Here is a 19,602-nt window from a genome sequence, read left to right as displayed (position 1 = left end):
GTATTTACGACAGGCTTCAACAATTCCTAATTCTTCAGATGAGGATAGAATTTCTAGCTTTTCTTCTAAACTCCATTTCTTATATTTCATATCTCAAAGGTATTAATTGAAATTTAAAATAGCACTCCGAACTTATTAGGGGCTAAACTACTAATTACTTACTTTGCTATAAGTTAAAGATGCCCATACTGGGCACACACAATGGCTATAAAAAATTGCTTAATTTAGTGCTTAAACAAAGGTAGTTGCGTGTAAGCTAAAATCCGAACTTTATTGAAAAAATTCACATACATAATATTTCTGACTATTTTTATAATAGGAATTCCTATTTCCTATTTTATTTCAATAAACACTTTAGTTAGTTTAAAATATGAAACAGAAATTGGAGAATGTATTTCTAATGTATCGGGAATTGATTTATGTCTTCAATATGACATATTTATAGGATTAACTTATTTCTTTGCTTTATTACTTTTATTATTTGTAATCTTTCCTAAAAAAATAATTAAAAAGGAAAAAACAATAAAGCTTATTGATTTGAATTGCTCGTTTGACGAACTCAAATTTACTTTCGAAAAAGGGTTAACAGTAGAAGATCATAAAGACGGAATTAGATATTTAGGCCTTGAAAAAATAAAGGAATGGAAATCTAAATTTGGTTATATTTTTAACATTTATAGCAATGACCATTTTATTGACAATGAGCCACATTTTCATTTTGACAATAAAGAAAAAAGTGTTTCGTGTAAAATGAGTTTTGACGGAAACATATTTGAAAGTAATGAAAAAAATGAAATAGACCGAAAAGTATTAAAAGAATTGAAATATTTTTTATCAATGGAGCGAACTCAGGAAACAATTATATCTAAATGGAATAATAAAAATCCAAAATTGAAATATAAAAGAAAAACCGCAGGTAATCGAGTAGGCGGCTGACAATCGAATGATTGCCAGTGCGCCTCTCACACCACCGTACGTACGGGTCTCGTATACGGCGGTTCACCAATCACTGCAAGTCCTAAGAGCATCGCAAACCCAAACCATCTACCTCAAAATTTAAATAACAACTACCCATAATTTACGATTTTTTACAATAAAATAGAATTAACATAGTCGCAGCTCTAGACCACTAATTCCAATTAAAAAACAGTAGTTAATACTCTCATTAAGCTTAAAAATGACCTCTTTTATTCCGATACTACGGTTTCCCGTAAATAGACTACGTCTCAATCATTTACATTTGTTATTATAAAAAAATACCCGTTTAGATATAAGTCAGCTACTAGATGTGTTTTATAACTATAAAGTAAATAATACAAAAATAACAAAACTTAGAACGGGATTGAAGCTACGATTCATATCCGGATCGTTAGCCTTAATTATGAAAGACGAACACGAAGCTATAACTATAAAATACGGAACATACTCAAAACGCTTTTTAGCTTTTTTAATTATTTCAATATTCCTTTCAATTATGCGGACTATTCTCGGAATTGGAGATTTAGTATTTTTTTCTGTTACATTTCTGGGTTGGCTAACTGGAGTTTTTTATTTAGGAATTATGGAAAGTAGTTCCAAGCAATCCAGTTATGGAAAAAGAGTAATGAACTTAAAGGTATGTAACGAAAAGGCGAAAAAATAAAGCATTGCATGACGTGCTATCAGATGTCATTATTGTTCAATCAAAATAACAGCAAAAAATTCAAACTGAGTATTTAACTGAAAATAAAAAATAACTAATACTAATAAAATATACAAAAAAATTGCTGTGTTAGGCTAAAAAAATGGTCGTTGCACGTTTGCTACGTCTGATTTTCCTTCGAAAAACCCTAGCACTCAAACACGCAACCTTCCATATACATAAACGTTATGGCCAAGCTAAAAAAACAGACAATTTAATTTTAAACATCAAAACAAGTAAAATGACAACCAGAATTTAATAACTTATATTAAACAAAATGAAATTCAAAACACTAATCACGACCTTATTAATTACAATTAATTGTTTTACTCAATCTTTAGACACATCATTTAGTGATGACGGAAAGTTATTATTAGAGAACATTGGAGTATTTAAAGAGACAATAGTTCAAGACGATGGGAAGGTTTTATTTACTGGAAAAAATGAAGAAAATTATGGCACAGTTTTTAGATTAAATACAGATGGTACATATGACCATACTTTTGGAACCCAAGGAAAGTTAATTTTAACAACTACAGGAAATTTAACAAGACCACACATTAATTCAGATGGTAGCTATTTTATCTATGATGGTAACAATCATTTAATAAAACTTTTTAATGATGGTACTGTTGATAATTCATTCAACAACACTTCATTTGGAGGCCAAGATTATGTTGTCCTTTCAACTGGTAAAATAGTAGCTATTGATTCTAAACATACTTTGAAACGATATAATTCAGATGGGACGATTGATTCGTCATATGGTACTAATGGAATACTTACTGTATTTTCACAAGGACAAAAAATTGTGAGAATAGAAGTTAATCCAGCAACTGATGATATTTATATTTTAGATAGTGGAAGTAGTAATGCCAATTATAAAGTATGGAAACTGTTTAGCGATAATACCTTGAATAATTCACCTTTCATTCAGGGGTCATTTGTTTGGACTACAGATTTCCGATTTTATGATAATAAATTATATCTTTCCGGACATAAAAGCCCATCGTTAAATTCAAGATTAACAAAGTTAGGAATTGATGACTTAAATGTTTTACAACTGACAAGTGTTGACAGGAATGATTTTATACCAAGAAATAAATTAAGTTTTCAAGAAAATGGTACTGCTGTTCAATTGTTGAGACACTATGTAGACCAATATAATTATAACATAAAAATTAACTTATTTGATAATGACTACAGCAATACAAATTTAATTACTGCAAATTTTCCTGAAATAGAGTATTTCGACGATGGTTTTATTGCTTCAGATAATTTTTTAAATAAAATATATTTTGTTTCAGGTGGTTATAACAACATTTTTATTGCACGGTTTAATTATTCAACTTTATCGATAAATGAATCTGAAATGAATAAAATTAAAATTTGGCCAAATCCAATTGAAAACATTGTTAATTTTTCAACAGATTTTAAAACTGGAGAGATATACAGTATAGATGGTAAGCAAGTGCTTTTAAACATTCGCGGAACATCATTAGACATTACTAATTTGAGTAAAGGAATATATATTCTAAAAGGTATAGATATCTACGATAGAAATATTAATTTAAAAATAGTCAGGAAATAATAAAATACTACTGCCAATCGAGTTACCATCTGGCAATGAAACAATTGCCAGTGCGCCTCTCACACCACCATACGTACGGGTCTCGTATACGGCGGTTCAATAGTCATCTCAACAATTGCTCTTTACACCAATTGAAGCAACCTACTATTTTAAGCATAGGCTACAAAAATTTGCTCCTATGCGAATGTAATAGAGAACGTTGTTCCGTCCTATTTTGAAGACTCTATACATTAATTAGTATAATACCGCAAGAGTATATTCTAGTTTAGAATTTCTATCACCCTAGTTTAGCCCCTATAAATGGAAATAAAATTGAGAGGAATAATTAAAAAAATGACTTAATAAAATAGTGCTAAATTCATTAGATATCCCCATCCTCTCATAAATGATTATGCAATCCTCAAAGATTTAAATTGGTTTGATTTTCATCCAAACTACTTCAAAGAATCTGCATTCAACAATCCTTAAAAAAAAATGATTTTACAAACATATATTGAGTTAAAATATCATCTAAATAGAATGTGTTATCAAAATATAAGAATAGTAATTTATTAAAAATATCACCCCTATATATCAAAGGTGTTTTCTTTTACTTCTTTTTTTTTAGCTAAAACAGGCTGTTTTTTGTTACTATAATGTTACTAATAAAATAGCAGAGGCTTGAAAAACAGATGTTTAACAAGCCTCTAATGTACTCAAGATGGGAATCGAACCCACACTTCTTTCGAAATCGGATTTTGAATCCGACGCGTCTACCAATTCCGCCACTTGAGCTAATGGAGCCACAAAAATAAATATTTTTTATTTAAATCTCTTAAAAATCGCAGCTATTATGCGTTTTAGTACAAAAAAAATCATAAATTTGCACCTCATTAAAAACCATACAGTCTTACACACTGTTAAACAACACATTAGCAATGCCAAACACAAAGCCAGACGCGAAGATTTTTTCGATAACGCAAAGCAAACATTTAGCCGAAAAAATTGCAGCTGCTTATGGCGTTAGCCTAGGAAAAGTAATCACTTCAACATACAGCGATGGAGAGTTTCAACCGTCTTATGAAGAATCGATTCGTGGAACGCGTATTTTTATTATCGGGTCTACTAATCCTAGCTCAGAAAACTTAATGGAAATGTTGTTAATGATTGATGCTGCCAAACGCGCTTCGGCACGCCACATTACCGCTGTTCTTCCTTATTTTGGTTGGGCAAGACAAGACAGAAAAGACAAACCTAGAGTGCCTATCGCTGCAAAATTAGTAGCGAAAATGCTGGAAACAGCTGGAGCGACTAGAATTATTACAATGGACTTACACGCCGATCAAATTCAAGGATTTTTTGAAAAGCCTGTAGATCATTTATTTGCTTCAACGGTATTTTTACCGTACTTAAAAAGTTTAAACCTAGACAATTTAACGATCGCTTCACCAGATATGGGCGGTTCTAAAAGAGCCTATGCCTATTCTAAAGCTTTAGAAAGCGATGTGGTTATTTGTTATAAGCAAAGAACTAAAGCTAATGTAATTTCTCATATGGAATTAATTGGCGATGTTACTGGTAAAAACGTAGTATTGGTAGACGATATGGTAGATACTGCAGGAACCTTAACTAAAGCAGCCGATTTAATGATGGAGCGTGGCGCACTTAGTGTAAGAGCTATTTGTACACATCCTATTTTATCGGGTAGTGCTTACGAGCGTATTGAAAACTCTAAACTTGAAGAATTAATCGTAACTGATTCTATTCCTTTAAAACAAGAAAGTAAAAAAATTAGAGTCATTAGCTGTGCCAATCTATTTGCTGATGTTATGCAAAACGTACACTATAATAGATCGATAAGCTCAAATTTTTTGATGTAACAGCACCACTTACATCAACTTGACACCGAATAATAAATATTAACTATAAATAAAAACAATGAAATCAATTACAATTAACGGATCTCCAAGAGAAAGCGTAGGTAAAAAAGTAACAAAAGCCTTACGTAATGCTGGTCAGGTTCCTTGCGTATTATACGGAGGAGACAAAACAGTTCATTTCTCAGCAGCTGAATTAGCATTCTCTAAATTGGTGTACACACCTTATGCGCATACAGTTGTAATAGAAATAGAAGGTGGCTCTAGCTTTAATGCTGTTCTACAAGACATTCAATTTCACCCTGTAACAGACAGAATTTTACACATAGATTTCTATCAAGTATTTGAAGATAAAGAGATCACTATGACTATTCCTGTACGCTTTACTGGTAACCCAAGAGGTGTAAAAAACGGTGGTGTTTTTCGTAAAAGCAAACGTAGCTTAAGAGTAAAAGCCTTACCTGGAAACTTACCAGATTTCTTAGAAGCTAATACTACTGAACTTAAAATCGGACATAAATTATACGTTACATCTTTAGAAAATGAAGATTTCACCCTAATGCACCCAGAAAACACGGTGGTATGCTTTGTAATGCGCTCTAGAGCAGCAGTTTCAGAGGATGATGAAGATGTAGAAGCTGAAGATGAGGACGACGACGCAACAGCAACTCCAGCAGCTGAAGGTCAAGAATAAGCCATCAACTCTTAATTTTATTAAAAGCATTCTGTTAATTCAGGATGCTTTTTTATTTTTACACCAAACTAATCATCTTCTATGCTTACTTACATTTCGACTCTTTTTAAAACTAAGAAATCTAAACCTCTAGTAGAAGAACAAGATCCTATGAAAAAATTTCTTATTGTGGGCCTAGGAAACATTGGTCCTAAATACCATCACACCCGACATAACATTGGCTTTAAAATAATAGATGCTTTTGCTAAACAGGAAGCGCTTACTTTTACCACTCAGCGTCTAGGAGACCTTACTACCTATAAATTAAAAGGACGCACGTTTATTTTATTAAAACCCAGTACGTTTATGAATTTAAGCGGAAAAGCTATTCATTACTGGTTAGAAAAAGAAAAAATTCCGTTAGAAAATCTATTGGTAATTACCGACGATTTAAACCTTCCTTTTGGTAGTATACGTATTAAAACTAAAGGTAGCGATGGCGGACACAACGGACTTAAAGACACGCAGCACACTTTAAACACTACTGGTTATAACCGCTTTAGATTTGGTATTAGCGATGCGTTTTCTAAAGGAAGACAAATCGATTATGTATTAGGAGAATGGACCGATGAAGAAAATACCAAACTAGAAGAACGATTAGAAAAATCAATTGAAATTATAAAGTCTTTTGGTCTCGCAGGCATCAATAATACAATGAACGCCTTTAATAAAAAGTAACAAAAACGCTATATAACATATAAAAAAAAGAGGTAACACTGATTTATTATTCGTATTTTTACGAAAAATTTAATATATTAACATATTCAATAAATTGATATTATGAAGAAAACTACCCTCACTTTCTTTCTTTTCTGTGTATTCTGTTTGCCCTTATTAGTCTTTTCACAAGAGAAAGCGTCCACCGTTGTCGAAAAATGCGCAACCGATAAATTTAACGCACAACAACTTGCACAGTTCCCTAATATGATGGGAAGCCCAGCATTTGAAGCTATGGTGCAAGAACGCATTAATAATACAGACTTTAGCAAAACGTCAATGGCTGTGGTCACTATTCCTTTAGTGGTTCACGTACTTCACAATGGAGAAGCTGAAGGTGTTGGCGCTAATATTTCCGACGCACAAGTACTTTCTCAAATTACGGTAATGAATCAAGATTTTCGACGTATGGCCGGTACACCGGGTTATAATACAAATGCTGTTGGTGCCGATGTAGAAGTCGAATTCGAATTAGCAAAACAAACGGAAGACGGTTGCCCAACAGACGGAATAAACCGTGTTAATATTTGTCAAGATGGTGTTTCTAGCTTTGCCGAAATGGACAGCTATAAAACGCAAACCATTTGGGATTCTTCACGCTATATGAATATGTGGTCTTCAAAATACGTGGGGGCTTTAGGCGGCATTCTAGGTTTTGCTCAGTTTCCAGGCGGAAACCCAACTACAGATGGTGTTAGTGCCAACTATACTACTTTTGGAAGTTCAGATTACGATACTAATAACGATTTTGCATTGAATGCGCCTTACGATAAAGGCCGTACCATGACGCACGAAGTAGGGCATTACTTAGGTCTTTACCACACGTTTCAAGGTGGCTGTAATGGTGTAGGAGACGAAGTATCTGATACACCTCCTGTAGCGGCGCCAAATTATGGCTGTCCTACAGGAATCGATTCTTGTAATAACGGTACTTTAGATATGGTTGAAAATTATATGGATTACACAGACGATTTATGTATGAATATTTACACTATTGATCAAAAAGCAAGAGTAACAGCAGTGATTACTGGTCCAAGATCTGGATTAGTAGCAGGAACCAACAATGCCTTAACAGTACCTTCTCCAGTCACTAACGATGCAAGTGCTACAATAGAAAACTTAAATGTTAATTCATGTGGTGCAGACTTTACTCCAGAAGTTAGAGTGTACAACTATGGTACTACTACAATGACTTCTGCAACCTTAACTTACGATGTAGATGTTGCAGGAACGCAGGTTTACAACTGGACAGGATCGTTAGCGGAAGGACAATCGGAAGTTGTGACTTTACCAACGGTAACAAGTACTGGAGGAGAGCATACGTTTAACACTGTTATTTCAAATCCTAACGGAGCAACAGATGCACGTGCGTGTAACGATGTTTCGGAAGCGTGTTTAACACTTACTTCTATTGTAGATGCTATTACTGTAGAACTTACAATAGTCCCAGATAATTACGGAAGTGAAACAACCTGGTCGCTTACAGACGGATCTAATAACGTAGTTTATAGCGGTGGTCCATACGCAGATAATGACTCTACACCTATTGTTGAAACATTTAACGTTAACAATGAGTGCTACACTTTTGTCATTTATGATCAATATAATGATGGTATATGTTGTAACTATGGTAATGGTTCTTACGAATTAAAAACAGATGCGGCTTCTGGAGGAGCAATTATTTTTACTGGTGGTTCTTTTGCGAGTTCAGAAACTACTAAATTTTCTGTTAACTCATTAAGTACAGACGACTTTGCTAAAAGCAACACTATTAGCCTTTACCCTAACCCAACACAAAATGTTTTAAACATTAAAGTAGCAAATACAAATGCATTACCTGATGGTTTTAAAATCTATAATATGTTAGGTCAATTAGTAAAAGAGGCAACTATTAACAGTATTAACGATTTAAAGGTAAATACTGCTTCTTATAGTAACGGTATGTACTTTATAAAAATTAATAAAGACAATAACTCTGTGACTTTGCCTTTTATAAAAAAGTAATTTCATAATTTATATATAATAAAAAGCCAATTGAAGTAAATTCAATTGGCTTTTTATATTTTTGTAATTAAATGTTATACGTTTGGAAGCTTTAAAAACACTAAAAAATAATACCGTTATCACCATTGGCACTTTTGATGGTGTACATATCGGGCATCAGAAAATTTTACAGCGCCTTTTAAAAATAGGTGGTATTAAAAATTTAGAGCCTACCGTATTAACCTTTTTTCCTCATCCTAGAATGGTATTGCAAAAAGATGCCGGACTAAAACTTATTAATTCTATTTCCGAAAAAACCGCGATCTTAAAACAATTTGGTATTAGCAGATTAGTGGTTAAAGAATTCACTAAAGAGTTCTCTAGATTAACAGCGGAAGACTTTGTAGAAAAAATTCTAGTGAAAGAATTAAAAGCCAAACATATTATAATAGGATACGATCATCATTTTGGAAGAAACCGAACCGCCGACATTAACGATTTAAAAGCGTTTGGTAAGATTTATGGTTTTGAAGTGGAAGAAATTACTAAACAAGACATAAACGATGTCGCTGTTAGCTCTACCAAAATAAGAAAAGCGTTACTAGATGGCGCTATTACTATGGCGAACACTTATTTAGGTTATAATTTTTTTCTTACCGGAACCGTGGTTATAGGTAAAGGGTTAGGTCGCACCATTAATTATCCCACAGCAAATTTAGAGGTATTAGAAAATTATAAACTCATCCCTAAAAAAGGGGTCTATATTGTACAAAGCACCATTAATTCGGAAACCGTTTTTGGAATGATGAATATTGGCAACAACCCTACCGTAAATGGCGACAAGCAAACTATAGAGGTTCATTTTTTAGATTTAGATGAATCGCTGTACGGTGCGCATTTAAAAGTAGAACTCTTACACCGATTACGAGACGAAATTAAATTCAATTCAGTGGAAGATTTAAAAGAACAATTACACCGCGACAAACAACACACACTAGACTTTATAGCCAAAAATGCTTAACGCTTTTCTTTTTAAATATATAGATAATTCGGCATTAGTTGTTTTCCGAATTATTTTTGGTTTACTCGTTTTCTTAGAATCTGTCGGTTCTATTTTTACCGGTTGGATAACCCGTACATTGGTAGAACCTGAGTTCACCTTTTCGTTTATAGGTTTCGAATGGCTACAACCTTTACCAGGAAACTGGATGTATGTGTATTATCTTGTAATGGGTCTTTTAGGCCTGTTAATAATGGTAGGCTATAAATACCGAATGAGCATGATAAGCTTTACATTGCTTTGGTGTGGGGTGTATTTTATGCAAAAATCGTCTTACAATAACCACTACTATTTGCTTATTTTATTGAGTGCAATAATGTGTACACTACCAGCAAATAGGTATGCCTCTATAGATGTGAAATTAAATCCTAGTTTAAAACAACTCGCGATGCCAAGTTGGTGTAAATGGGTCTTTGTTTTACAATTACTTATTCTCTACACCTACGCCGCTATTGCAAAACTGTATCCGGATTGGTTAGATTTAACATTGCCAACCCTTTTAATGGAAGGCAAGAAAAACTACCCCATTATTGGCGCTTACTTACAACACGACTTTGTACCGTACTTAATAGCTTATGGCGGTATTTTATTCGACGGTTTAATTATACCTTTATTGCTCTTTAAAAAGACTAGAAAATATGCGTTTTTTGCGTCTATATTCTTTCACTTATTCAATTCTATAGTTTTTCAGGTTGGTGTGTTTCCGTATTTATCGCTAGCCTTTTCATTGTTCTTTTTCGAACCCGAAGTGGTGCGCCGCCTATTTCTTAAAAAGAAACCTGCGTATACTAAAGCCGAAATTATAGTACCTCATTACAAACCCATTCTGCTTGCCATTGGTAGTGTTTATTTTGTAGTCCAGGTGCTATTACCCATTAGACATCACTTTATTCAAGACGATGTCCTCTGGACAGAAGAAGGCCACAGAATGTCGTGGCGTATGATGCTAAGAAGTAAAAGCGGAGTGACCAGCTACAGAGTGATTGATAAAAAAACAGGGGAAACAACCGCAATACATCTAAGCGATTATTTAACGGCAAAACAAACCCGATTAGCGAGTAGTAAACCGGATGCTATATGGCAGTTTTCTCAACATTTAAAAGAAGACTTTAAAGCCAAAGGCCAAGACGTTTCTGTGTTTGTTGACTGCAAAGTGAGCGTAAACAGAAAACCATACCAAACGTTAATAAACCCAGCTATAGATATGGGAAGCGTAAAATGGCACTGGTTTAAGCATAACGAATGGCTTTTGCCATCAAAATAGGCGGATAAAATATTTTTCGGCATCTAAAAACGTATTACTTTTACGTTTTAGAATTGTTACTATAATTGCGTTAAGGATTGATGCGGTATCCTTTTTTGTTTTTCACAAAAAAGATATAGCGGAAAGCCTGACTTTACGGCGCTACTAAAAGCGAAGTAAAGTAACGCCCAAACAAAAAAATATGTTACAAATACCTTTTATTAGAGAAAACAAAGCGCTTGTAATTTCGCGTTTAGCAAAACGAAATATTGATGCTACAGAAACGGTAAACGCTGTAATTGTGCTAGATGAAGAGCGCCGTGCTTTACAAACCGAGTTAGATAACACCCTAGCAGAATCGAACGCGATATCTAAAGAAATTGGTGTTTTATATACGTCCGGACAAGCGGAAAAAGCAAAGGGACTAAAAGCAAAAACTAGCGAATTTAAAGAGACTACAAAAACACTAAACGAGGCCCTTAACGCAAAAATCGAGGCGTTAAACGCCTTGCTTTACACCTTGCCAAATGTACCCAATGCAACGGTGCCTGCTGGAAATACTGACGAAGACAATGTGGAAATTTTTAGAGAAGGTGCTATTCCTACTTTATTTGATGGCGCGTTACCACATTGGGAATTGGCAAAAAAATATGACCTTATTGATTTCGAATTAGGAACTAAAATTGCGGGTGCTGGTTTTCCTGTTTATAAAGGGAAAGGGGCGCGTTTGCAACGTGCACTTATCGCTTATTTTTTAGATAAAAATACGGCGGCCGGTTATACAGAGTATCAACTGCCTCATTTAGTAAACGAGGCTTCTGCCTTTGGTACTGGACAATTACCCGATAAAGAAGGGCAAATGTACCACGTTACCGAAGATAATCTGTATTTAATTCCAACAGCCGAAGTTCCTGGAACTAACATTTTTAGAGATGTGGTTTTAAATGCCGATGAGTTACCTGTTGGGATTACGGGATATACACCGTGTTTTAGACGAGAAGCAGGTAGTTATGGTGCGCATGTAAGAGGTTTAAATAGATTACACCAGTTTGACAAAGTGGAAATTTTGCGCGTAGAGCACCCCGATAACTCCTATAAAGCACTAGACGGAATGGTAGAACACGTAAAAGGCTTACTGCAAGAATTAAAATTACCGTATAGAATTTTACGACTTTGTGGTGGTGATTTGGGTTTTACATCGGCACTTACCTTCGATTTTGAAGTCTTTTCTACAGCGCAAGATCGTTGGTTAGAAATTTCTAGTATTTCTAATTTTGAAACTTTTCAAGCCAACCGTTTAAAATTACGTTTTAAAAATAGTGATGGTAAAAACGAATTGGCGCATACCTTAAACGGAAGCTCTTTAGCATTACCACGTGTTTTGGCCGGGATTCTAGAGAATTATCAAACAGAGAAAGGGATTGAAATTCCTGAGGTTTTAATACCCTACACAGGGTTCTCAATTATTGATTAATAACTTTATAGTAGTATTTTTCCTATATATTTAATAATTAAATCGTTAAACTGTTAATAAAAGACGCTGTTTAACGATTTTTTTCGGTTATGCCTTGTCAGTTCCATTTTTAATTAGCATATTTACCAGATAAGATTTTAAAATGAAAAATATAAAACGCCTACTACTACTTGCAACACTCATTTTTTTAGCTATCAAATATTTATAACATAGCCTGTAGAGGATACCAAAGTAGTAAAAAATGGTTGCGCGTTTTAATAATAAAAATAAACACCCTTTAAAATATTTCCGATCGAGTAATTGAATCATCTTAAATATATGATTAATAGCACATTTATTTAGATTGGCAAAGCCTGATGTTTACATCGGGCTTTTTTTTGTTATGTAATTATGCGTTTATTTAGATCGTAATTTTAGCACGACTTTTGCAATTACATTTGCTATATTTACCTAAAGTATACTTATGCGATTTTTATTTATTTTATGCCTTTTTTCTTATAGCCTCGTTTTTTCTCAAAGTGAAAACTCTGCCCTAGCTGAAGACTATTTTAAAAATGGTGAATTTGAAAAAGCGCTTATTAGCTACCAAAAGCTATACAAGAACAATAGCAGCAGTCTAGACTATATTTACAAGTTGGTTAGAACACACCAACAATTACAGCAATATAAAGAAGTTGATACCTTTTTAAAAACTCTTATTGAAATTAAAAACTATCCGCCTTTTACAATAGAATTAGGCTATAATTACGCGCTTCAAAACGATACTATTACAGCGAATACGTATTATAATAACGTCATCAATTCGGTTACCAATAACCCCAGTTCTGCGTTTGCTGTTGGTCAATCTTTTCACAACCTATCGCTATTAAACCAGGCTATCGCTACATATACTAAAGCGATGGAGAGTAATACGGAGTTTAATTTCGATATGCAATTGGCCAGAATTTATGGAGAACAAGGTGATGTAAAAAAAATGTTCACCAAATACATAGAGTTTGGAGCCGATAACACCTCGTATTTAAATACGATTAAGAGAGAGCTTAACACCTTTATAAGTGAAAATAAAGACCATCAAAACAACAAAATTTTACGATTAATACTACTTAAAAAGATCCAAGACTCCCCAGATATCTTGTGGAATGAAATGTTGAGCTGGTTATTTATCCAGCAAAAAGAATATAATAAAGCATTTGCACAAGAAAAGGCCATTTACAAAAGAGAAATGGAATCGCTAGATCGCATAGAAGAGCTTGCCAACATAGCGCACAACCAAAAAGACAACGAGATTGCCACGTCTATCTTTACCTATATTGTAGAAAACACTCAGAATCTAGATTCTAAAATTAATGCGTATTACAATATTCTAAAAATTAAAACGAGTATAGCGTCTCCAGAAGATTATGAGACCATTAATAAAGAATATCTAGACGTTCTAGCAGAGTATGGCGGATTAATGAGTGCCATAGATTTAAAAATAGCTTATGGACACTTTTTAGCGTTCTATTTAAAACAAACCGACAAGGCAATTCACTTTTTAAAGGAAGCACTTAAAGCCGATGCTTCGCAACAAAAGATTGCGAAAATTAAATTAGAGTTAGGGGACATCTTAGTGTTAGAGGAAAAGTTTAACGAAGCCTTAATTTATTACACTCAAATACAACGCAGCCTTAAAAACAGCACCATTTCTCAAGAAGCACGTTTTAAAGTAGCAAAAACTAGTTATTATAAGGGTGATTTTAAATGGGCGGAATCCCAGCTTAAAATTTTAAAAGCATCCACATCGCAACTAACTGCAAACGACGCTTTAGATTTAAAACTCCTTATTACCGATAATAAGTTGGAAGATTCATTACACGTCGCTCTAAAGAGTTATGCCAAGGCCGATTTATTACATTTTCAGAATAAAAATGAAGAAGCCATTGCTTTACTAGATGGTATTTTAATTACGCATTCTTCCGAAGCGATTATTCCGCAAACGCTTTTAAAGCAAGCACAGCTTTTCGAAATTAAAAAACAATACGATAAAGCCATTGTAAACTACCAACAAATAATTGCTAATTATAACGATGGTATTTTAGTAGACGATGCTATTTATGGTATTGCGCTGTTGTACGATAAACAACTGGAGCAGCCCGAAAAAGCGAAACCGTTTTACGAAACAATTCTTTTTAACCACCAAGACAGCATCTTTTTTGTGGAAGCCCGTAGACGATTTAGAGCACTGCGCGGCGATTCTATTCAATAAATTAAAAGTCATTTCGCTTTGTATATAACTCAGAACTACTGTTATTTGCAAAAAATATAGATTTATGTACATTTATAACGTTACCATAAACATCGATAATAGCGTTCACGACGAGTGGCTAAAGTGGATAAAAGAACATATTCCGCAAGTTTTAGCTACAGGTAAATTCTCTGAAGCGCGTTTTACAAAAGTATTAATAGAAGAAGAAATGGGCGGCCAAACCTACTCTATTCAGTACCGCTCTTATTCGCGTGCAGCACTAGACGCGTACTACAAAGAAGACGCCGATAAACTTCAGATTGAAGGCCTTGAAAAATTCGCCGATAAAATGCTCGCTTTTAGAACAGAACTTGAGATAATAGATGTATATTCTGTTAATTTTAAATAATATCCACCAGTATAAATAGCAACGCTTCAACATAAAAAAATGGCTTACAAAGGGAACAATCATCAAGTAAAAGCAAAAAAATTCTTAGGTCAGCATTTTTTAGAAGACGAAACTGTAGCCGAACGTATTGCCAACAGCATCAGCTTTAAGGGGTATAATAAAGTATTAGAAATTGGGCCAGGAATGGGCGTTCTCACTAAGTATTTATTAAAAAAAGAGTGTACGCTTTATGCTATAGAAATAGACACAGAAAGTGTAGCGTATTTAAAAAACAACTACTTGAATCTTGCGCCAAGAATTATAGAACAAGATTTTTTAAAATACGACGTTAGCGAAACCTTTAATAAAGAACCCTTCGCTATAATTGGTAATTTTCCGTATAATATATCTACGCAAATTGTATTTAAAACCTTAGCGTTAAGAGATCAGATTCCGGAATTTTCAGGAATGTTTCAAAAAGAAGTGGCGCAACGTATTTGCTCTAAGGAAGGCAGTAAAGTGTACGGTATTTTATCGGTTTTAACTCAAGCTTTTTACGACGCCGAGTACCTCTTTACAGTCCCCCCAACGGCGTTTACCCCACCACCAAAAGTAGAGTCTGGCGTTCTCGTTTTAAAACGAAAAGAAGACTTTAGCTTACCGTGCGACGACAAACTCTTTTTTAGAGTTGTGAAACAAGCGTTCCAACAACGCCGCAAAACACTTCGTAACAGTTTAAAAATGCTAGAATTAAGCGATAATTTGCGAGAAGATACTATCTTTGGCAAACGGCCAGAACAATTAAGCGTTCAAGCCTTTATAGAGTTAACGATGATGATTGAAAACGATAAATAAACCCTTTAAATTATTATTGTTTGATTGAGCAAAACGAAAACACACAATTCGAACTTACAGACGAACTTGTAGCACTGGTAGAACAACTTATCGCTTCACAAAGCGATACAGAACTACATACCCTTTTAAATGAATTTCACCACGCAGATATTGCCGAAATTCTTGACGAAGTCGGCTTAGAAGACGCTACTTACGTTATAAAACTGTTAGACTCAGAGACCACTTCCGAAATATTAATGGAACTGAACGAGGATAACCGTGAGAAAATATTAAAAACACTATCTGCCAAAGAAATTGCCGAAGAAGTTGAAGAGCTAGACACCGATGATGCGGCAGATATTATTTCCGAGCTTCCCGAAAGTCGTCAATTAGAAGTTATTTCTAATATTGAAAACGCGGCTCATAAAGCAGAAATTAAAGAACTTTTAGCCTACGATCAAGATACCGCCGGAGGTTTAATGGGTAAAGAGCTTGTAAAAGTCTATGAAAACTGGACGGTTGCCGGGTGTTTACGCCGTATTAGAGGCCAGGCCAAAGATGTTAAAAGAGTACATTCTATCTATGTTGTAGACCGCCAAAATAAACTTATTGGGCGTTTATCGCTAAAAGATTTAATTGTGGCAAAAAGCGATCAGAAAATTGCAGACATCTACATCAAAAGTGTAGATTATGTAAACGTAGAAGAAGGTGCTGAAGAAGTCGCAAAAATTATGCAAAAATACGACCTGGAAGCCATCCCTGTCGTTAACGATAACCAAACACTTTTAGGCCGTATAACTATCGACGATATTGTAGATGTTATCCGTGAGGAAGCCGACAGAGATTACCAAATGGCAGCCGGTATCTCGCAAGGCGTAGAGGCCGACGATAGCATTTGGAAACTTACAAAAGCCCGTTTACCATGGCTTTTAATAGGTGTATTTGGCGGCCTTGGTGCTGCCAGCATTATCGAATATTTTAACGAAGCTATGGGCTCATTTATCGTCCTGCTTAGTTTTGTACCGCTTATACAAGCCACCGCAGGAAACGTCGGTGTGCAATCCTCTGCCATTGTAGTGCAAGGTTTGGCAAACGACAGTGTAGATAGCAATATAGTAAAACGGCTTCTAAAAGAGTTTTTTCTTGCTATTGTTAACGGTTTCGCCATTGCCACTGTCGCTTTATTCATTACACATTTTGTGTTCGGCACGCCTTATATTGTATCAATTACCATTGGTATTGCATTAATATCAGTCATTATTATGGCCGCACTAATTGGTACATTTATCCCTTTCTTTTTAGATAAAAGAGGTATAGATCCCGCGGTTGCAACAGGGCCTTTTATAACCACCAGTAACGATGTCTTTGGTATATTAACCTATTTTTTAATTGCAAAACTTATACTCGGTTTTTAAAGTTGGGCGTTACCTAAAAGGTCGCGCTTTCCGTTGCAATCTTTTGCCGAAAAAGCAAAAGGATTTACACTGCAATCGCTAACGCAAAAAACCACACTTTTAAAATAAGTATCTATTATGAACATTCTTCACCTCGATTCCAATCACCCGCTTTTAATACAACAATTAAACGCTTTAGGGTTTACCAACGACGAAGATTACAGCACTTCAAAGGAAGGGATTGAAAAAATAATTCATAATTACGACGGTTTTATTATCCGCAGCCGATTTAAAATAGATGCCGATTTTTTAGACAAAGCCACAAAATTAAAATTTATTGCTCGTGTTGGTGCCGGATTAGAAAATATAGACTGTGCTTATGCCCACCAAAAGGGCATCACCCTTATAGCGGCCCCAGAAGGCAATTGTAACGCCGTAGGAGAACACAGCTTAGCAATGCTGCTCTCTCTATTCAATAAACTCAATACAGCAGACCGGGAAGTTCGTAGCGGCAAATGGTTACGAGAAAATAATCGCGGATTAGAACTCGATGGAAAAACCGTAGGCCTTATTGGGTACGGCAATATGGGGAAATCGTTTGCCAAAAAGCTACGTGGTTTTGAGGTTACAACCTTATGTTACGATATTAAACCCCAAATGGACGATGATAACGCGACGCAAGTCTCGTTGCAAGAACTACAACAACGTAGTGATGTCGTAAGTTTACATACTCCAGAAACGCCATTAACCACAAATATGGTAAATACCGAATTTATAAACGGGTTTGCAAAACCATTTTGGCTTATAAATACCGCGCGCGGTAAAAGCGTCGTAACCTCCAACCTGGTTTCGGCTTTAAAATCGGGAACTATTTTAGGCGCCGGCTTAGATGTTTTAGAATATGAAAAAGCTTCTTTCGAAAACTTATTTTCCAACGAATTGCCAGAAGCTTTCAAATATTTAATAAACTCAAAAAACGTACTACTCTCACCCCACGTTGCCGGATGGACTATAGAAAGTAAAGAAAAACTTGCTCAAACCATAGTCAATAAAATAAAAGCTAAGTTCTGTTAATTGGCATTTACACCTTTACTTTTACCTTTTCAATGCATTTATTATATCTTTAAAGTCCTTAATATTTAAAGACGATTATAAATGCAATACAAAGCCGATACGCCAGAAGAGTATAGTAATCAACTTCCAGAAAACCGTAGAGAATCCATAAATAAACTTCGACAAACCCTTCTTGCTAATCTTCCCAAAGAAATGGAAGAAGTTGTTAGCTACGGTATGTTAGGTTATGTGATACCGCATTCTGTTTATCCCGATGGCTACCATTGTGATCCTAAAACACCACTGCCATTTATCAATTTGGCGTCACAAAAAAATCATATAGCCATTTACCACTTGGGATTGCATGCGCATACAGAGGTACGCGATTGGTTTACTTCCGAGTACGCAAAACGTTGTAAACAAAAGTTAGATATGGGAAAAAGCTGTATCCGCTTTAAAAACATCGAAGCTATTCCTTTCGATCTTATCGGTGAGCTCGCCGCAAAAATGAGTACTAAAGAATGGATAACAATTTACGAAACCGCAATTAAAAATAAATAATTATGAAAAAACGCGTGACAGGTATTGGCGGTCTTTTTTTTAAAACCGAAGACCCAAAAGCAACTAAAGATTGGTATAAAAAACATTTAGGTTTTAATACCGACGAGTACGGGGCTACTTTTTGGTGGAAAGATAAAGAAGATAATGAATGCTCTACACAATGGAGCCCCTTTAAAACCGATACCGAGCATTTCGAACCCTCGAAAAAGGATTTTATGTTCAACTATCGCGTAGAAAACTTAAAAGAGCTTTTAGCAGCGTTAAAAATTGAAGGCGTTACTATTGTAGGTACAATGGAAGAATATGACTATGGTAAATTTGGTTGGATTTTAGATAACGATGGTAATAAAATTGAACTTTGGGAACCCATTGACGATGCCTTTAAGTAAAACGCCCCTTTTTTTTTAGTACTTTTATATCTTAACAGTATAGCAAAAAAATACTAACCTCAAAAAAGACACCATGAATACTATCAAAGACGACGCAAACGAATTCGCTTCAGAAGCTAAAAAAACAGCTAACGAATTCTCTAATAACGCTAGAGATACTTTTGGAAATAATAAAAATGTTGAAAACAAGAAAATCTTAGTTGGAATATTAGCCTTATTTCTTGGTTATTTAGGCGTACATAAATTTATTTTAGGTTACAACAAAGAAGGTATTATTCAACTCATTGCCTCTATAGTAACTTGTGGGATTGCTGGAATTATTCCTTTTATTGAAGGCATAATATACCTTACAAAAACCGATGAAGAATTCTACAACACTTACCAATTAGGTAAAAAGGGATGGTTCTAAAACCTAAAAAAA

Annotated in this window: 18 protein-coding genes and 1 tRNA gene; 18 read left to right on the top strand and 1 reads right to left on the bottom strand. The window is 34.7% G+C overall.

What is annotated here, in order from left to right; translation table 11 throughout:
* Nucleotides 1-273 precede the first annotated feature (273 nt).
* From ES677_RS07440 to ES677_RS07430, 3 genes are all read left to right on the top strand, one after another.
* A complete protein-coding gene (locus ES677_RS07440) occupies nucleotides 274-936 on the top strand; it encodes a DUF4160 domain-containing protein (protein ID WP_170235051.1) in 663 nt (220 codons plus the stop codon).
* A gap of 445 nt (nucleotides 937-1,381) precedes the next feature.
* Nucleotides 1,382-1,642 carry an RDD family protein gene (locus tag ES677_RS07435; RefSeq protein WP_148380914.1) on the top strand — a complete coding sequence of 87 codons (261 nt, stop codon included), beginning with the start codon at nucleotides 1,382-1,384 and terminating at the stop codon, nucleotides 1,640-1,642.
* A 316-nt stretch (nucleotides 1,643-1,958) separates the two neighbouring features.
* The gene (locus tag ES677_RS07430; protein ID WP_148380913.1) at nucleotides 1,959-3,272 is read left to right on the top strand and encodes a T9SS type A sorting domain-containing protein; all 1,314 of its coding nucleotides are present in this window, start codon (nucleotides 1,959-1,961) and stop codon (nucleotides 3,270-3,272) included.
* Nucleotides 3,273-3,964: 692 nt separating this feature from the next.
* On the opposite strand, the gene ES677_RS07425 is transcribed toward ES677_RS07430, so the two are convergent.
* Nucleotides 3,965-4,046, bottom strand: a tRNA-Leu gene (locus ES677_RS07425).
* Between the two features lie 143 nt (nucleotides 4,047-4,189).
* Between ES677_RS07425 and ES677_RS07420 the strand changes: the two genes are divergently transcribed.
* The 15 genes from ES677_RS07420 to ES677_RS07350 all read left to right on the top strand — a co-directional run bounded on the left by ES677_RS07420 (nucleotide 4,190) and on the right by ES677_RS07350 (nucleotide 19,590).
* Complete coding sequence (locus ES677_RS07420; protein ID WP_148380912.1) at nucleotides 4,190-5,131, top strand: ribose-phosphate pyrophosphokinase; 942 nt, start codon at nucleotides 4,190-4,192, stop codon at nucleotides 5,129-5,131.
* A gap of 58 nt (nucleotides 5,132-5,189) precedes the next feature.
* Nucleotides 5,190-5,822, top strand: a complete 633-nt coding sequence (locus ES677_RS07415) for a 50S ribosomal protein L25/general stress protein Ctc (protein ID WP_148369450.1) — start codon at nucleotides 5,190-5,192, stop codon at nucleotides 5,820-5,822.
* A 150-nt stretch (nucleotides 5,823-5,972) separates the two neighbouring features.
* Nucleotides 5,973-6,539: an aminoacyl-tRNA hydrolase gene (gene pth, locus ES677_RS07410; RefSeq protein WP_394349292.1), complete on the top strand. Its 567-nt coding sequence runs from the start codon at nucleotides 5,973-5,975 to the stop codon at nucleotides 6,537-6,539.
* A 102-nt stretch (nucleotides 6,540-6,641) separates the two neighbouring features.
* A complete protein-coding gene (locus tag ES677_RS07405) occupies nucleotides 6,642-8,582 on the top strand; it encodes a M43 family zinc metalloprotease (RefSeq protein WP_148369446.1) in 1,941 nt (646 codons plus the stop codon).
* Between the two features lie 82 nt (nucleotides 8,583-8,664).
* Nucleotides 8,665-9,582 (top strand): bifunctional riboflavin kinase/FAD synthetase, encoded by a 918-nt coding sequence (locus ES677_RS07400; RefSeq protein WP_148369444.1) that lies wholly within the window; start codon nucleotides 8,665-8,667, stop codon nucleotides 9,580-9,582.
* Nucleotides 9,575-10,885: an HTTM domain-containing protein gene (locus ES677_RS07395; RefSeq protein WP_148380910.1), complete on the top strand. Its 1,311-nt coding sequence runs from the start codon at nucleotides 9,575-9,577 to the stop codon at nucleotides 10,883-10,885. The genes ES677_RS07400 and ES677_RS07395 overlap by 8 nt, the downstream gene beginning before the upstream one ends.
* Before the next feature lie 181 nt (nucleotides 10,886-11,066).
* Nucleotides 11,067-12,338, top strand: a complete 1,272-nt coding sequence (gene serS / locus ES677_RS07390; RefSeq protein ID WP_148380909.1) for a serine--tRNA ligase — start codon at nucleotides 11,067-11,069, stop codon at nucleotides 12,336-12,338.
* A 463-nt stretch (nucleotides 12,339-12,801) separates the two neighbouring features.
* A complete protein-coding gene (locus ES677_RS07385; RefSeq protein WP_148380908.1) occupies nucleotides 12,802-14,583 on the top strand; it encodes a tetratricopeptide repeat protein in 1,782 nt (593 codons plus the stop codon).
* A gap of 64 nt (nucleotides 14,584-14,647) precedes the next feature.
* Nucleotides 14,648-14,971: a DUF4286 family protein gene (locus tag ES677_RS07380; RefSeq protein ID WP_148369435.1), complete on the top strand. Its 324-nt coding sequence runs from the start codon at nucleotides 14,648-14,650 to the stop codon at nucleotides 14,969-14,971.
* A gap of 39 nt (nucleotides 14,972-15,010) precedes the next feature.
* Nucleotides 15,011-15,805: a 16S rRNA (adenine(1518)-N(6)/adenine(1519)-N(6))-dimethyltransferase RsmA gene (gene rsmA, locus ES677_RS07375; RefSeq protein ID WP_148380907.1), complete on the top strand. Its 795-nt coding sequence runs from the start codon at nucleotides 15,011-15,013 to the stop codon at nucleotides 15,803-15,805.
* A 20-nt stretch (nucleotides 15,806-15,825) separates the two neighbouring features.
* A complete protein-coding gene (mgtE, locus tag ES677_RS07370) occupies nucleotides 15,826-17,199 on the top strand; it encodes a magnesium transporter (protein ID WP_148369431.1) in 1,374 nt (457 codons plus the stop codon).
* 117 nt (nucleotides 17,200-17,316) lie between these two features.
* A complete protein-coding gene (locus tag ES677_RS07365; protein WP_148380906.1) occupies nucleotides 17,317-18,252 on the top strand; it encodes a 2-hydroxyacid dehydrogenase in 936 nt (311 codons plus the stop codon).
* 81 nt (nucleotides 18,253-18,333) lie between these two features.
* Nucleotides 18,334-18,792, top strand: coding sequence for a DUF1801 domain-containing protein (locus ES677_RS07360; RefSeq protein WP_148380905.1), 459 nt, complete (start codon nucleotides 18,334-18,336; stop codon nucleotides 18,790-18,792).
* Between the two features lie 2 nt (nucleotides 18,793-18,794).
* Nucleotides 18,795-19,181, top strand: a complete 387-nt coding sequence (locus ES677_RS07355; protein WP_148380904.1) for a VOC family protein — start codon at nucleotides 18,795-18,797, stop codon at nucleotides 19,179-19,181.
* A gap of 73 nt (nucleotides 19,182-19,254) precedes the next feature.
* Nucleotides 19,255-19,590: a TM2 domain-containing protein gene (locus ES677_RS07350; RefSeq protein WP_148369424.1), complete on the top strand. Its 336-nt coding sequence runs from the start codon at nucleotides 19,255-19,257 to the stop codon at nucleotides 19,588-19,590.
* Nucleotides 19,591-19,602: the final 12 nt, after the last annotated feature.

The sequence above is a fragment of the Bizionia gelidisalsuginis genome (assembly GCF_008086185.1).
GTDB lineage: Bacteria > Bacteroidota > Bacteroidia > Flavobacteriales > Flavobacteriaceae > Bizionia > Bizionia saleffrena.
The sequence above is the reverse complement of the archived record's forward strand: the minus strand, read 5'-3'. Positions and strand labels throughout refer to the sequence as shown.